Source organism: Chitinophaga tropicalis, assembly GCF_009758205.1.
Classification (GTDB): Bacteria; Bacteroidota; Bacteroidia; order Chitinophagales; family Chitinophagaceae; genus Chitinophaga; species Chitinophaga tropicalis.
In genome coordinates, this window is sequence record NZ_WRXN01000006.1 from 175,502 (window position 1) to 191,244 (window position 15,743).

Here is a 15,743-nt window from a genome sequence, read left to right on the forward strand (position 1 = left end):
GTTATGAAAAAAGCACGAATCGTTTTAAGTGTATTAGCCTTGTGTTCCATATTGGGGGGAATCCTGGCATTCAAAAGCGGCCGCAGGGGGCTTAGCAACCTGTTTTCCACTACATCGGGAAACTTTACACAGAACGGGGCATCGAAGTGGATCACATATGCCACTTATGCGCCTTACCGGACCTTTGCAACAGACATTACCCAAAGCACTACAATTCCGCCTATGTCTGTATATACGTTAACCACACAGGTCTGGACCACTATTGGAGGGCTGCCTTTCTTTTACACTGTTGTTACAGGCTCACGTTACCCCATTGCGTTACCCATTTATGATGATGAAGATCAGTGAGCCTTCATCCAGTCCGGCAGCGGCTTATTCTTCAGATAATGATCAAAGAATGCCTGCTGCCGGATCTCAAAGTCCAGTTTATTTACATCACTGAACAGTACATGCCCTTCATCCTTATACTGGATCAGCCATACGGGCTTTTGCAACCGGCGTAATGCCGTGAACAACTCAATGGACTGTGCTACAGGCACCGAATTATCATTCTCGTTATGCATAAGCAGCAGCGGGGTATTTATTTTATGCGCATGCAGTACGGGGGAGTTTTCTATATATAATGCAGGATTTTCCCAAGGCAGCGCTCCCATGTTATTTTGCCCCTTTTCATATAACGCCTGCATAGCAGTACCTGTTTGTTTACGGATGCTGCCGTACCCGCTAAAAAAATCAGATGGCCCTGCAGATGATTGTGCGGCTTTGAACAGGTTGGTGCAGGTTACCAGGTAATTAGTGACATATCCTCCAAAGCTATGGCCCTGTAATCCCATATGTTCTTTATCTACCCAGGGGAAAGCAGATAAATACTCCGCCGCCCTGATAACGGCTTTTGCCGCGCTGGGGCCGGGATAGCCTTTTTCAGTAATAATATCAGGAATGAATACTATGTACCCGTTACTGACGTACCAGGGTATATTCAGATCTCCGGCGCCTGGCTGGGGCAGGAGGTACCGGTGTAGTCCATCACTGCTTTTTTCATAGTAGTGGAAAATAACGGGATATTGTCTGGTGCTGTCAAAGTTTTCCGGTTTGTAGAGCAGACCTTCTTTTGTCAATTCTACGGTAAGCCAGTTGTAGCCTGCCTGGGGTTGAAAGTTTGTAACGGGTTTAAAAGAAATAAGATCAGTAGTGAGAAAGAGATTGGGCGCTGCGCCTGCATTCATTCGCTGTACAAGATAAACAGCGGTGTTCCGTGCTTTTACCGGCTTGTACTGGTCTAACGGGAAGCGGGGAATGTAATAAAGAAAGGCATCCATTACCGGCTTTTTTCTTTTTAGGTCCCGGAAGCCGTTCTGTTTGTTCCTGTTATTCAGTGTAACCAGTATACCGGGAAATAAGGGCCAGCTGCTATACCCCTGCGCAAGATGGGCAGACTGTTTTTTGCCTTCCGGATCTACCTTCCAGAGGTCATTTGCGGTATAAATGTACAGGTCATTATCCTTCCATTCCGCATTTCCCTTTACCAGTTTGCGGGTGCGCCCGGACGCAATGCTATAGCTGTAATAGCATGCAGCAGTAGTGTTGTACCAGGTAATGAACCTGGCATCGGGAGATATAACAGCATGCAGCAGCAAGCCTGCTTTATTTTGAGCGATCACCTTTTGCTGGCCTGTATATGTGTCAAACAGGTAGAGTGCGGAAGTAACCGTTTTGTTCCAGTAGTATTCCTGGCTGTTCAGAACGTTTTGTAAAAGAATGTACCGTCCGCCGTTTTGATAGCAAACCTCGGTGCTGCTGTCTGTTACAGGACGTAGTGAGTTGCCCGGGATATTAAATATGACAGTCTGCTGCCGTGGAGGGATGGATTGGAGATAGGACTGTTTATAGTGCCGTACTTTTACCCGTTCATTGCCCTGTTGTTGTTGTACCGGCAACTGGAAAGTGATATAACTTCCATCGTTACTGATATTCGGTATACCGGTGGCGGGAGCATATATATTTGCAGCAGCGCTCATACCGGGGTGGAAATACCTGAGTGTATCATTTGCAATGAAAACAAGCTGTGCGCCTGTGAATACTAATTGCTGAATATTACTGGCCGGGATGTGGAATTGTTTGCGGGTAGAGAGTTCTGTCCATTGTAATGCGTTACCGGATTGAGTGATCAGTATGTTATCCCGTGCCGTGTAATACTTTACTTCACGTATATAGTTTGTGTCTGTACCCAGCAGTACCAGCGTATCGCCCGGAAGCTGGAACAGGCAGTATTTACCGGAAAAAACGGGATTAAATGCATGAGGGAAGGTTTGTATCTTATTTCCTGTCTGTACTATTAGTGTATCTCCCCCGGCCGGAGTACCATACCGGTAACAAACGGTCTGTCCATCATCGCTGATAGTGTAGTCAGCGTATAGTCTTATCCAATATTTGTAGCTCTCATTATCCACCAGCTTTTTCTGCGGTAAGGCAGGCAGGTAGAAATAGAGATACGGGATAACCAACAATAGTTTTGACGCGGTTAACACAGTTGTGGTGTTTTATACTACTTAAATGATGCTATAAAAAATCAGTCCCGTCGTATGCGGGCGCCCCTCTTTGAAAAAATCAGATTGTTACACTACCATTAATTTAGCATTTAAATGTGGTATTTACTAAGTTTGGGAATTATTCGCTATCTCCTAACTAACATATGTACCCGCTGTTTAAATTCCTGCATATGATGAGAATGCAAAAACATTACAGATACTTCTGTCTGGCAGGGTTCACTATGCTGATCCAGTTTACCATCTTCAAATATTTTTATCCCTTTCCTAATTTTATGCAGGATTCTTATAATTACCTGCGTAGTGCTTATGAAAACATAGATGCAAATTTGTGGCCGGTGGGGTATTCAAAACTGATCCGCTTTGTTGGGTTCTTCACACATTCAGCTACCGTATTGGTATTTGTACAGTATTTCTTTTATCACCTGTGTGCATTGTACTTTTTCTTTACAGTACTGGACCTTCGGGAAACCAGCCGGTGGGTACGGGGAATCATATTTGCTTTCCTGTTCCTCAATCCGGCTATACTTTATTTAAGCAATTATATTACGAGTGACGTATATTTTATTGGCATTAGCCTGGTATGGATCTCACAGCTGTTCAGACTGGTATATGAGCCCAGCCGCTGGTTGCTGCTTGCGCATTTAGTAGTGCTCATACTGGCATATACGGTAAGGTATCATGCCTTGATCTATCCGCTTATCAGTGTAACGGCGCTTGTTTTCTGCCAGTTCTCTGTGAGAGTAAAAGTGGGGAGTATCCTGCTGATCATTGCACTGATTGCGGGATTTATGTTCTATACTACTTCCCAGACAGAAAAAGTAATGGGTACCCGGCAGTTCTCTGCTTTCAGCGGATGGCAAATGGCTAATAATGCAGTATATGCATATGCGCATATGCCCGAGCGCCCGCCATTGAAAGTTCCTGAACGTTTTGGTGCTGTACATCATAGGGTAACTGCCTATCTTGACTCATTGCAGCATATCCCTATGGCCCGGCGGCCTGACGGCCCGCTAATGGCATTTTACCTTTGGGATCCTTATTCTCCTTTGCAGCCCGTGGCGGGAGCTGTAAATATTGCAGATAATAAAGTGCATTTGCAGCAAATGGCGGCGGTAGCTTCTTTGTATAATGATTATGGTAAGTACCTGATCAGTGAATATCCCTGGGCTTATTTCAGGTATTACCTGTTGCCGAATTTTTTCCAGTATGCTTATCCTCCTTCTGAAAACCTGGTGGTATATAATGATGGCAGGGATACTGTTTGGCGGGTAGCGCAATCCTGGTTTCACTATTCTGCCAATAAGGTTTTTACCCGTTCTGATACAAAGGAAATGGCATTGTTTGGTTATTATCCTTTGTTAATGGTGTTGATCATCTTTTTATTTGTGTCAGGATGGATAGCATATTATGTAGTAGGTGGTCCCTCTTTTGCTGAGCTGCGTTTCAGGTATGCACTGAGGCTAGGTACGTTCTACTGGATTGTACATTATGGTTTCAGTGTACTGGCTTCGCCGGTGGTTTTGAGGTATCAGTTGTTCAATATGATATTGGGAGTAACATTTGGAGTACTGCTTTGGGAACTTGTTCTCCGTTCGCTATTCGCAAACAGAGAACAATAAAAGGATTAATTATTCGCTCAACGCTTCTTTTATTAACCATTCAACCAGCATCTTATTGATCGTTTTCTCCTTACCATCAAAAGCCATATCCGGTACAATAACCTGTTCTTCCAGGTCATTTAATATATTCCCGATAGTATGCAATCTATCAACATCATCTTCGCATGAATCCAGTATTGTAATAATATGTTGCTGCATATAACGGAAGAATTCCGGTGTGTTGAAATTCATGCATAACAGGTAATTCCGCAAATCATCCGCACACAATATCTCTGTGCCTGTCTTCCAGAGGTCCATCATCATATCAATAAAGAGACCGATATAGTCAACCTGCTGGTAGGTAAGGGTATTAACAGTTTCAGCCTGCAGTTCATTGAACATATCCAGGACCATCATTTTCATAGGCATGACTTCCGGCTCTGCATGCTGCAGCCAGGTATGAATGATCATACATTCCGTCTCCATATCTTTCCTTTCATGTTCCCGGTAAGTAAGTGGTATTATACGGTCATGTATAAAATAATCATGATAATCTGTATACATATGCCTGAGCAATTGCAGTAATTGCACACAGATATCCAGTTTCATATCCGGATAAGGATTATAATCATCTGCACGCGGGTCCTGTAACCCCTGCATATAGCTGAGCGGCAGCATATCTGCCAATGAGGCTATCCGATGCTGACAATGGCGGATATACCGGTGAAGAACATCATCATTCTTTATTGAGACCATGCATTCATCAAGGGCAATATAGAAGTTCTCAATGGCGGTTTCTGCCTGTAAATAATAGTGTCTGTGTTCTGCGTCTGTCTGCCAGTCTTCGCATCCGAACATCGCCTGCACAGCTCCTGTAAGCTGCTGAAGCGGCAATATTGTTCTCATTTGCATTACTTCATTTATTAAGGGCTACAAAATTCACATTGCAAGATTACCGGCAAGTTTAACCCCTGTCGGTAATCCTCAGTAAATTACTAATTTTTTTAGCAAAAATGATATTTGTAATAATATTTTTTTAAGATACGGATATATCCACAATGGATATGATCTCCTGTTCCAGCTTCTGACCGTCATTAAAAAAAGACAGGTGCAGAAACAGGAGTAATGGGTGTTTTCCTCCATTCAGCTTTACAGTAGCCGTCATTTTCCCTGTAAGCGTATCGTTCAGGGGTATGGCTTCAGTAGCATGCCATTTCATCAGGAAGTTCCGCTTGTTGAAATCTAATGCTGCAGCCGCAGTAGTGATCTTAAAATGAGTAGCGGGAAGTGGAGCTATGACCTGTGCCTGCGGGTTAAAGGGAGTGAATGTAACCTGCAGACTGCCGGTTTTCCTCTTAATGGTAGTGTAGTAATTTACCCGGAATATCTTTTCGAAAGGAGTACCATAATTAAATTCCACTCCTTTTAACAGATGGAGGTCGCTGTATAGTAGCTGACGTTCTCCGAGAATGTGAGAGGTATCGGTCTTAAGCACCTGCAGCAGTACCTTTACAAGTGCTGAGTACCTTTTTCTGTCACGGGTACGGGTTATAATGCTTTCCATGACCTGGCGGAGTAAAAGAGCGCCCTGACCGGCGACCGAAAATTCCTGCCAATGTTTTCGGGTACCTTCAAAAATGGGATCGTTATGCAGTCTCTCGGCTGCATGGCCTCTCTGTTTCTTTACCAGCTGATGTCTTCTCATTGTGATTGTCTTTAATTGTTACGGGAATCGGGGAATTGATCGGGGATGTTTTGGCGTGGCCGGCTATACCGTAACGTATGACATTAGTTTTCATAAAATTTGTTTTTATAGTTATTAAATGAAAGGAAAATTTTTTCGGGAATTAATGAGTACGCTAATTAAACTGTGTGGGGTTACAGTTTTCCGGATATTCGTCCGCAGGATATTATGGATATTCGTAGACTCATTAGAGGTATAATGGATTAACCATTTCGACGAAGATAAGTAAAAAGAAAATAAGAAATTATTCCAAAAAAGCTTTTGTCTGAGATCTGCAAAAAGAACCAAACAACAGCCCTCTTTACCGTTCATCATACATTCACCTTGTCACCAAATAACGTTCACCTGTTCATCATCCAGTAATGCGTGGCGGCAGAAAAAAACCGTCCTAACATTGCACTGTCGATCAACGGTAATGAGGCTGCATCCGAAGCAATGGAGAGATGCCTGTTGTTTCACTCATCACCGGGATTACATTTCTTTAAAAATAAAAATTTAAACACATTGGCTAGAAACATAAAGAACCCTTTATTACAAGGGATATCAGGTACCCTGGGAAGACTTCTGACCCTTACCCAACGCCCATCAGGTAAAACGGTGCTGGGCATTAAGCGGGGAAAAAGCAAAAAGAAGCTCTCTGACAAGCAGATTGCCATCCAGGAACAATTTAAACTGGCTGTTATATATGCAAAAGCCGCGCTCGAGGACCCTATACTGCAGCCCTTTTATGAGAAGTTTGCAGGTCCCGATCAAAGCGCTTATAATATGGCCTTTGCAGATGCGATGAAGCCTCCGGAGATCAGGGACGTTTCAACTGTTAATTACCTGGGCCGGGTGGGTGATACCATCATCATCCGTGCAATTGACGCTTTCAAGGTAGTAGCAGTAAAGGTTGCTATACGGACGGCAGTTGGCGATCTTATCGAAGAAGGTAATGCAGTACTGCAAGTGAACGGCCTGGATTGGTTATACACTGCTACTGTGGCGAATGAAGAACTGCCTGGCAGTAAGATCAAAGTAACGGCTACTGATACGCCGGCAAACGCAACTATCAAAGAGATCATCATCTGAACCTGATTGGGATTTTTGAGTTGCTTCAGCCTCCTGTTTTTACAGGGGGCTTTTTTAGTGCATGCAATTTCTCAGTTTCTTCATGCCCCTTGCCAGGTGCGTTTTCAGGGTTTCATAATTCACGCCCATCGTTATTGCCGCATCATTATAAGACAGGTCTTCGCAATGTACTTTCTGTACTGCCAGCTGCTGATGGCCTGATAACCGGGCATAAGCCTGCTGTACTTTCTCTATCACCTCTTCTGCCGGAGCATATTCCGGTGTAGTCACCGTAATTACATATTCTTCATACTTCCTGCGCTGCTTTTGCTCTTCCCTGAAGTGGTTGTTACATTTATTATGCACCATTGTCTGCAGGTAGGAAGACAGGGAAGTCCTGATCTGCCGGTATGTTTTATTTTCCCAGAAATACAGAAATACGTCCTGTACCAGGTCTTTTGCGAGGCATTCATCGTCCACTATGCTCAGCGCCTTGCGAAAAGATAGCGGATAGTAGTGGTTATATACCTGTTCAAAAGCACCCGGTTGTTCTTCCTGTAGAGCCTTTAATAATATTTCAGCGGGATAAGACATGAGATTTTCTTAAATTTTGTAAAAACCTGTCCCCGGTTTTACGGGTTCTTACCTCAATTAACCGGAGGTATATCTAAAGTGTCCCTGTTAACCGGATAGTCCCAAGCCAGGACAGGAAATATTCATGCAGGTATATTACCAGACCCGGAGAAGTGTTACTTGTAAGGATGCGATAGCTAAGACCCTCAGCGTTGCCGGAATCTTATAATTTACTGTAATTCAATAGATATGAAGATCATCAATCAACTGTTATTAGGAATAGCCAGTGCTGCTGTATTCCAGTTGCCTGTTAACGCCCAGTTCGGCTGGCAGATGCAGCCGGTCAGTATACAGAGCCGTTGGGCTAAAGAAGTATCACCTGCCAATGCTTTAAAAGAATATCCCCGTCCACAGATGGTGCGGAGTACCTGGACCAACCTGAACGGCCTGTGGGATTATGCTATTACAGAGAAGGATGCCACTGCTCCGACTGCCTATAGCGGTCAGATACTGGTGCCTTATCCCATAGAATCAGCTCTTTCGGGTGTAAAAAAGATGCTGCAACCCAGCGAGAACCTGTGGTATAAAAAAATTATCAGCAAGCCAGAACTGAAAAATGGAGAAAGAGCATTGCTTCAATTCGGAGCGGTGGACTGGCAAGCCACTGTATTTGTAAATGGGAAAGAAGTAGGCAGTCATAGCGGCGGCTACCAGGCTTTTACTGTCGATATTACTGATGCGTTGAAAGACGGTCAGAATGAAGTGGTGGTGAAAGTATATGACCCTACCAGTGAAGGTGTAGGGCCTCATGGCAAACAGGTACTCAACCCTCAAAATATCTATTATACCCCAAGTTCCGGTATATGGCAGACAGTGTGGCTGGAAACGGTACCTGCTGCCTATATATCCGGCCTGGTATTAACCCCGGATATAGACAAAGGGATACTGAATATAACTGTTAACGCTCCTGCCGGCGCTGTTGTTGAAATAAAGGCCATGGATGGCAATACGGAAGTTGGCAAGGTAAAAGGCAAAGCCGGTGTAGCGCTGAAACTGCCGCTGAAGAATGCCAGATTATGGTCGCCGGAAAATCCGTTCCTCTACGACCTGAGCATTAAGCTGACAAAAAGTGGGGACGAAGTGAAAAGCTATTTCGGTATGCGTAAGATCTCCATTGCCAAAGATGAGAAAGGTGTGGACAGGATCTTTCTCAATAACAAACCTTACTTCAACCTTGGTACGCTGGATCAGGGCTTCTGGCCTGATGGTCTGTATACCGCTCCTACTGATGAAGCGCTGAAATTTGACATTGAAGCTATTAAAGCCATGGGCTTTAATACCATCAGGAAACATATTAAAGTAGAACCTGCCCGCTGGTATTACCATGCTGACAAACTGGGTATGCTGGTATGGCAGGACTTTGTAAACCCCAACCAGGGATTACCTCCCGGCGCTAAAGAAGCGTTTGAGAAAGAAAGCAAAGAAACCCTGGAGCAGCTGCATAATGCTCCCAGTATCGTGACCTGGGTATTGTTCAATGAACAATGGGGCAGCTTTGACCAGGCCCGTTTAACAGAATGGGTGAAAAAGGCTGATCCCAGCAGAATAGTGAATGGTCATACCGGCGAATATATCTTTATTGAAGGCCGGGAAACCAAAACAGGGAAAGATAACTGGGTGAACAGTGATATGACGGATGTACACTCATATCCTGACCCTATGAACTCTCCTGCCATGCCAGGCAAAGCTCGCGTTATAGGCGAGTTTGGTGGTATCGGTGTATTTATAGCAGATCACCAGTGGAATACAGGCAAGGGCTGGGGGTATATACAGGTAACGCCATCTGCCCTGAAAGGTAAGTATACTATTATGGCCCAGCACCTAAAACTGCTGGAGACTGAAGGCCTGAGCGGCTCTATCTATACACAACCTTTTGACGTGGAAGGAGAAGAGAACGGTTTGATGACGTACGACCGTGAAGTGGTTAAAATTCCCTTTGAAGATATGCGTAAGATACATAGCCAGCTGAATCCCAACATAGGTAATATTCCCCAGGTAGTGGCACAGAATGCTGATATTACTGATCCGGGTGTTAAATACAGCGCATTACTGCAGCAATATATTGACGGTAACCGTGATGCTGCTTTCCTACGCAAACTGACCCAGACCGCACAGCAGGTAGGTGATAAGCCGGGTGCTGCCAGGGCCGGGAAAGATTATATCAATACCCTGAAAGCGCCTTATTCCGATGAAGCTATGCAGTTTATTGTGCAGTTTACTTCCAGCACTAAAGATCCTGGGTTTGCTTTATTACAGAATGAATTAAGTAACCCGGCTTCAAAACTAAACCGTAGGGAGGTAACCGTAAAACTGATGAATATCGTGTTTACTGATGTAATCAACCCTGATCTGCAGCAAAGTGGAGGTAACCCTGACTGGGCAACTATTGAAACAAAAGTAAAGCCTTACGGCGCTCCGGGCGATGAGATATTCCTGAGGGCTAAAACAGTATATCTTTTCAATAAGCAGGACTGGCAGCAGTATGCACCGGTAGCTACTGCTTATATTGAGAAATATGGTGGTAATCTCCCTGAACAGGAAAGAAAAATGTTCCAGGATGCTACAGCAAGAGGGAAACAGTAGTTATCAGACGTTATAATAATAACGGCGGCTGTAGTTACAGTCGCCGTTTTATTTGCAGGTAAATGACAGTGAAAAGTTGTCTGTAACTACTAAGCATTATTCCAGTCAAACCACTTATATTGTATTTGTTAACCATTTATACAATATGAGACAACTACTTTTTTTGTTTTCCCTGAGCATAGCAGGCTGTATGCCTGCTCCAAAAAACCTGGATATAAAAGATCCAAAGGCTTTGCCTCCTATTACGCTCTTTATGGCGGATACTGTGACAAAGTATAATATTGACAGTTTGCCCAAAGGCCGGCCTACGTTGCTGGTTTTCTATGGTCGAAACTGCCCCTATTGTGATACAATGACTGAGAATATTGTAAAGCATATTGATACATTGAAAGATGTGAACGTAATAACCTTAAGTGCCGGCGAATTTCATTACGTAGATGTGTATGATAAGAAATTTGAATTGTCAAGGTATCCCAATATCAAAAATGGCCTGGATTATAATAATATGTTGTTAGCCTTCTATGGAGCTCAGGGCCTGCCGTTTGTCGTATTTTACGATAAAGACAGGCAAATCAAAAGAGCTAATTTAGGCCCTTTAAGTGTAGATTCTATCAGGTATATTATTGATAAAGCGCCGGCTTCTCCGATTGTTGCGGATAAAAAGCCTGTCTGATCACATAAGCGATCAGTAATATTCCAAAAGTAAAAGACAGCAACATCGGGAATACCTGGTATCTCAATACAATTGGAGATGCCAGTACGCTGAAACCGAGGTTACAGCTCCATATAGCCAGTACCAGCACTAATAGACTTCTATAGTAGCGGGTGCTAGCTTTCCATCCTCCCAGTGTTAGAAACCCGATCAATCCTAAAACATAGAACAGGTTCACTGCTGCCAGGAAATAAGGGTATACGAACATATAAGATATCTTCTTGTCTTTTGTACGTGTGAATATTTTTTCTGTGGGATAATTGAACCATTTCTTTTCCATGTCCTCTACAAAATCCCGGTCCATGTTGTAAACGTCAAGGAATTCTCCCGGAGGCACATAGTACCTAATCAGATTAGGCCAGAGATAATATTGCGTATAAGCCATGGGATACTCTTTTGTCAGATAAGCACCATATTCACCGTAAAGTGGAGCTTGTTTTGCCCAACGACGAAAGAAATCATTAGGCGTTTTTGTTTTGTTGCCTCCATGTGCAGCAAAATACCGTCTTAGAGGAGAATTCCCATCCCAGAGAAAATATATTCCTAATACCCTGTCATTCCGGTAGGGGCTTGTTGCCAGTGCTTTGTTATGTTCGTTCACAAAGCCGTGCAGTTGCCTGAATTTTTGAGGTACTTCACCGGCCTTTACTGAATCTACATAAGAGTAGGGTAGCAGCGCGTTGGCTGATAGCTGCCATCCACCAAAAGCAGAGAACTGGTTATAGCCGGTTTGTATTTTGTAAACATGCAATGTGTGGAACACGAACGCTGCCAGTAATATGCTGCTGAAGGCAACGCTCAGCATTTTTCTTTTTACGGATGTATCGGCTGTAAGTATAACAATAAAGCTGATCAGGGGATAAAAAACAGCATTGTACCTTACTGTAAAGACGGCTACCAAAATGATGGCATGTGTAAAAAGTAACCAGTTATTGGGTTTGTACAGGATCCAGCATAACTGTGTAATCCATATTATACTTAAGGCGGTATATAAGGCATCGCTGGATACAAAATTGGCCATATGTAGTAAGATGGGGTTGGCCACGCCGAAGAGCAATAATATGCCGGTAAGCCATTTTCCTGGACGGAGCACATAGATCACAGTGCTCAGGAAATAGATAATACTCACATGCAATAGCAGGTATTGTAGGAGAATCAAGGCTGTATCATAATGGGCAATAAAAGCAAACAACTGAAGAAAACGTGAGTAACCAATGGGCCACATATTGATGGCCTGGTTATAATATGCCGCTTCTACATATGAATTGGAATCCGGGAAAAAGCTGGGGTAAGGGAATAACCACTTAAACCAGGTAAACTGGACCAAGACTATGATAAAGTAAACAAACAGGTAAATACGATTTTTCCAGATCCATTGTTTAAAAGGAAGTGGGGCTGTGGAGACTCCGGTGTACATTGTTATGATTTAGGGTTAAGTGGATAGCCTGTAATTTAATTATCATCCTATATCACCGGTTAGGAGATCGCGTATTTTTCAGATCAGTTTGCCGCCGTAATATTCTTTCGCCTGAAGCAGCATTTCATCTACATCGTCAAAATCAACTACTTCTGCTATCATTGGTAGTGTCAGGTTATTATTCTGTAGCAGGTGGTAGACCAGCATCATCCTCACCATATGTATAAACTGTTCAAGGGGGATGGCGAATAATTGCTGGAAGCCCTGCTCCAGTTTGGCTATTGACAAGCCAAACATCAATGAGAGCTGGAATGTTGAAGGTATTTTGTATGGATGTTCTGCCAGGTAACGGAATACCAAATGAAGCTTATCTGCGTGCAAAACGCTGGATAATAGCATTGGACTATCTGCAGCTTCTTCCTGGGCTGCTATGTTCAAAAAGATATCGATACAGATACGGAACAGGTAAGTGTGGGCTATACTGTCTGTATAGCGGCAGGATAGTAGTTCCTGTACAAGAAAATCGCAAAGGGCATTGCTATGATATGGATGTTCATTGATGCTGCCTATGCCTTCTGCTTTTTTATTGGCCAGGGGCGTTAAGCCTGGGTAAAGCGTAACAAGGTCTGTCAGCGCTTCCGGTAAAATGTTGATATGGAAAGACAGTACCTTGGTCTCTGCTATTATGGGGATCTTAAATAAGCTGGAAGGGAGATTGAAGAGGTGATACTCTTTTTCTTCCAGGAGAAAGTCCGGGGCCTGCGGGAATTTAAGCCGGAGGCTGTCTTCATACAAACTATGTAAGGTCCACAAGTGATAAGGAACAAATGGACAGACCACGATGTCTTCCCTGGCATGTATGTCATGCAGCCAAAGGGAAAAGGGACCAAGACGAATGTGCTGGGAGAGGATCTCTGCCTCATTGTCTTTGCGGAAATAAGCACCTGCGCAGGGAATCAATACAGGCATATATTCCCTGGGAATACTTGTAATGGGAACATAGGAAGGGATTGCCCTCTCAAATAGCAGGAGTTTATTGGCTTTAGGAAGCGGAGAAGGCATAACATGGTTATTTTAAGGGCAAAGAATAATATTGTTACGTGGTTATACCACTTCCCGCAACCGGGTACGTATTACTTTAAGGGCGCGGCTGGCCTGGTTTTTTACTACCTGGGGTTGGATATTCATATCCTGGGCTATTTCCCGGTGTGTCCACTCCTGGAGGTAAAGCCGTTCAAATACCTTACGGCATGCAGGCGCAGAAACATAACCGGCAGCCTTACGGATCAGCTGCCCCAGTTCCTTATTTTCCAGGTTACGCGGCACGGCACCTTCTGTGGCGGTATAGTTCACGTATGTTATAAATTTCCTTGCCACATGGTTACGGCGGCATTTGTAAGCATATTGCAGATGTACAGCTCTGGATAGGTAGTGTTTCAGTGAGCTGCTGATAGTAAGCTCCTTCCTGCGTTGCCAGAGGGAAGTAAAGATCTCCTGCACCATGTCTTCTGCTTCCTGCCGGTTGCGTACCTTATGGTAAGCCTCCATGAGCAATGAAGTCTTGTAATGGTTGTACAACATAGCAAAAGCAGTAGTATCTCCTTTTTTAAGTTTAGTCAGCGCCTCTTCCTCGTGAAATAGCATCATGTTTAAATAAGATGGTGGTGCATGAAAAATAAAAAACCTGTAACTGTCAGCGGATGTGCAATGTGCTATCGCTGTCAAAATAGTAATTGAAATGTCCCGTAAATTCCAGATCGTCCAGGAAGTGGCTGATAGGCCTTCTGCGATCTATATATCCTGTAAAGCGGCGTTGGCCGGTTGTTGTATTATCATATTTTACATTGATGCCATACCAACGGGTTACTACTTTGCATAGTTCCTGTACAGTGGCAGCGTGGAATACATAGGTGCCCTGTCTCCATGCCAGTAATTCTTCTTCATTAAAAGGGTCGGTTTGTATGCCTTTTTCAGCACTATAGCTGGCTACATAACCAGGTTTGACTAGTACGGAGGTATTATCTATGCTTAGTTTGACAGCTCCTTTAACCAGCGCTACTTTGTCATTACTATATGTGTTGACGTTAAACTCTGTACCCAGTACCTGTATTATGCTATTAGATAAGTGCACAATAAAGGGCCGTTGTTCATCTTTAGCAACATTGAGATAAGCTTCCCCGCTGATGATGACTTCTCTTGTGTGGCCGTTAAAGGCAACCGGGAACTGTATTTTACTGTCGGCATTCAGTTGTACGCTAGTTCCGTCAGATAACGTTAATTGATAATCCTTTCCAGGAGGGACTATAAGGGTAGCCATGTTACTACCCTTTGCCTGCCCGGATATAGATAATTGTTTTTCTTTCGTATTAAGTGAAGCTCCGCCTACATTGACATGTTGCTGCCCGCTGCCCAGACTGACAATTTTGCCGCCGGGCAGCTGCAGTGCAACAGTTTTCAGGGTCAAGCTATGGACGTCTGCCTTGGGGCTTTTTATCCCAGCAGGCTTGAAAAATATATATATGCCGAGCGCAAGCGCGAGAGCGGCAAATGTTATTCCTGATCTGATAGATATGCGGATCCACTTTCGTTTACGGATCCTGGCCCATACCTTTTCAATAGGCAATGCTTCCGGTAGTAATGCCAGGAAGGCTTGTTCCTCGGGTCCGGAGAATTGCTGACGGATGGCGTTGCGGATGGCAATAGCATCCGGATATTCTTCCAGTAGTCTTTTGAGGGTGGTACTGTCTTCAGGGCTTATGATCCCTGCTAGTTCATCGAGCACCAATTGCTCAATATGGGTTTCGTCAAAGGTCATAATACCCATATAGTCGTTCGATGTTTAAAAAAGTACTTATGATAAACTGTGTTTGAGATTTTCGCGGAGGTTTTTAAGGGCGCGATGGATGTGATTTTTGACAGATTGGACGTTTATGTCCATTTGTTCCGCAATTTCTTTGAGGCTCTTTTTGTGGAGATAAAGTTGTTCAAAGGCCAGCCTGCTGGCAGGAGGGATGCTGCTGATAGCCATGTCGAGCTGCCTACCCAGTTCTTTGTTTTCTATAGCAATGGTAGTGGTATGTGTGTCTGCCAGCCAGGTATATTGTTGCTTCTTATCCCTGGTGCTGCTGTTTCTGCGTATCTGGTCTACACATTTGTTCCTTATTACTCTCAATAAATATGCTTTAAGGCATTGAGGGGGGGATAAGATATTCTTTTTCTCCCATAGCCAGGAAAATACCTCCTGCAAAATGTCATTTGACTCTTCTGCATCCTGAAGACGACTATAAGCTTCAATTAGTAACCGTTTTTTATACCGGTGGAATATCACATTAAATGCCTCTTTGGAGCCGGATTGCAGCAGCAGGAAAAGTTGCTCATCATTATAACCTTCTAGCGCAAACATACAGGACAGAATATAGATTAAAGGTTGAGGTCCTCAATGGATAATAACGTATTT

At 43.8% G+C, this 15,743-nt stretch carries 14 protein-coding genes; 5 read left to right on the plus strand and 9 right to left on the minus strand.

All coding sequences use genetic code 11. The features are described from left to right. Positions 1–3 precede the first annotated feature (3 nt). A complete protein-coding gene (locus GO493_RS15370) occupies positions 4–348 on the plus strand; it encodes a hypothetical protein (RefSeq protein ID WP_157307091.1) in 345 nt (114 codons plus the stop codon). Here GO493_RS15370 and GO493_RS31360 read toward each other — a convergent pair. Beyond that, entirely contained in the window at positions 342–2,528 is a 2,187-nt protein-coding gene (locus GO493_RS31360; RefSeq protein ID WP_157307092.1) for an alpha/beta hydrolase family protein, read from the minus strand. The two genes, GO493_RS15370 and GO493_RS31360, sit on opposite strands and share 7 nt — an antisense overlap. Positions 2,529–2,719: 191 nt before the next feature. Here GO493_RS31360 and GO493_RS15380 point away from each other — a divergent pair, with 191 nt between their 5' ends. Beyond that, the gene (locus GO493_RS15380; protein WP_157307093.1) at positions 2,720–4,168 is read left to right on the plus strand and encodes a hypothetical protein; all 1,449 of its coding nucleotides are present in this window, start codon (positions 2,720–2,722) and stop codon (positions 4,166–4,168) included. Between the two features lie 9 nt (positions 4,169–4,177). Here GO493_RS15380 and GO493_RS15385 read toward each other — a convergent pair whose 3' ends face one another. Continuing rightward, positions 4,178–5,053 (minus strand): hypothetical protein, encoded by an 876-nt coding sequence (locus GO493_RS15385; protein ID WP_157307094.1) that lies wholly within the window; start codon positions 5,051–5,053, stop codon positions 4,178–4,180. A 130-nt stretch (positions 5,054–5,183) separates the two neighbouring features. After that, positions 5,184–5,852, minus strand: coding sequence for a hypothetical protein (locus GO493_RS15390; RefSeq protein ID WP_157307095.1), 669 nt, complete (start codon positions 5,850–5,852; stop codon positions 5,184–5,186). A gap of 543 nt (positions 5,853–6,395) precedes the next feature. Between GO493_RS15390 and GO493_RS15395 the strand changes: the two genes are divergently transcribed. Then, positions 6,396–6,962, plus strand: a complete 567-nt coding sequence (locus GO493_RS15395; protein ID WP_157307096.1) for a hypothetical protein — start codon at positions 6,396–6,398, stop codon at positions 6,960–6,962. A gap of 54 nt (positions 6,963–7,016) precedes the next feature. Here GO493_RS15395 and GO493_RS15400 read toward each other — a convergent pair whose 3' ends face one another. Beyond that, positions 7,017–7,535 carry an RNA polymerase sigma factor gene (locus GO493_RS15400; protein WP_157307097.1) on the minus strand — a complete coding sequence of 173 codons (519 nt, stop codon included), beginning with the start codon at positions 7,533–7,535 and terminating at the stop codon, positions 7,017–7,019. Between the two features lie 228 nt (positions 7,536–7,763). On the opposite strand from GO493_RS15400, the gene GO493_RS15405 reads away from it, so the two are divergent. Next, entirely contained in the window at positions 7,764–10,157 is a 2,394-nt protein-coding gene (locus GO493_RS15405; protein WP_157307098.1) for a glycoside hydrolase family 2 protein, read from the plus strand. 145 nt (positions 10,158–10,302) lie between these two features. Continuing rightward, entirely contained in the window at positions 10,303–10,830 is a 528-nt protein-coding gene (locus GO493_RS15410; protein WP_157307099.1) for a TlpA family protein disulfide reductase, read from the plus strand. Here the strand turns inward: GO493_RS15410 and GO493_RS15415 are convergent. The 5 genes from GO493_RS15415 to GO493_RS15435 form a co-directional block, all read right to left on the minus strand. Beyond that, the gene (locus GO493_RS15415) at positions 10,778–12,286 is read right to left on the minus strand and encodes a hypothetical protein (RefSeq protein WP_157307100.1); all 1,509 of its coding nucleotides are present in this window, start codon (positions 12,284–12,286) and stop codon (positions 10,778–10,780) included. The two genes, GO493_RS15410 and GO493_RS15415, sit on opposite strands and share 53 nt — an antisense overlap. Before the next feature lie 78 nt (positions 12,287–12,364). After that, the gene (locus GO493_RS15420) at positions 12,365–13,348 is read right to left on the minus strand and encodes a helix-turn-helix domain-containing protein (protein ID WP_157307101.1); all 984 of its coding nucleotides are present in this window, start codon (positions 13,346–13,348) and stop codon (positions 12,365–12,367) included. A gap of 42 nt (positions 13,349–13,390) precedes the next feature. After that, positions 13,391–13,933 (minus strand): RNA polymerase sigma factor, encoded by a 543-nt coding sequence (locus tag GO493_RS15425; protein ID WP_157307102.1) that lies wholly within the window; start codon positions 13,931–13,933, stop codon positions 13,391–13,393. Positions 13,934–13,979: 46 nt separating this feature from the next. After that, on the minus strand, positions 13,980–15,101 hold the full coding sequence (locus GO493_RS15430) for a FecR domain-containing protein (protein WP_232538859.1): 1,122 nt from the start codon (positions 15,099–15,101) through the stop codon (positions 13,980–13,982). Positions 15,102–15,137: 36 nt separating this feature from the next. After that, on the minus strand, positions 15,138–15,689 hold the full coding sequence (locus tag GO493_RS15435) for an RNA polymerase sigma factor (RefSeq protein ID WP_157307104.1): 552 nt from the start codon (positions 15,687–15,689) through the stop codon (positions 15,138–15,140). Between the last annotated feature and the right edge of the window lie 54 nt (positions 15,690–15,743).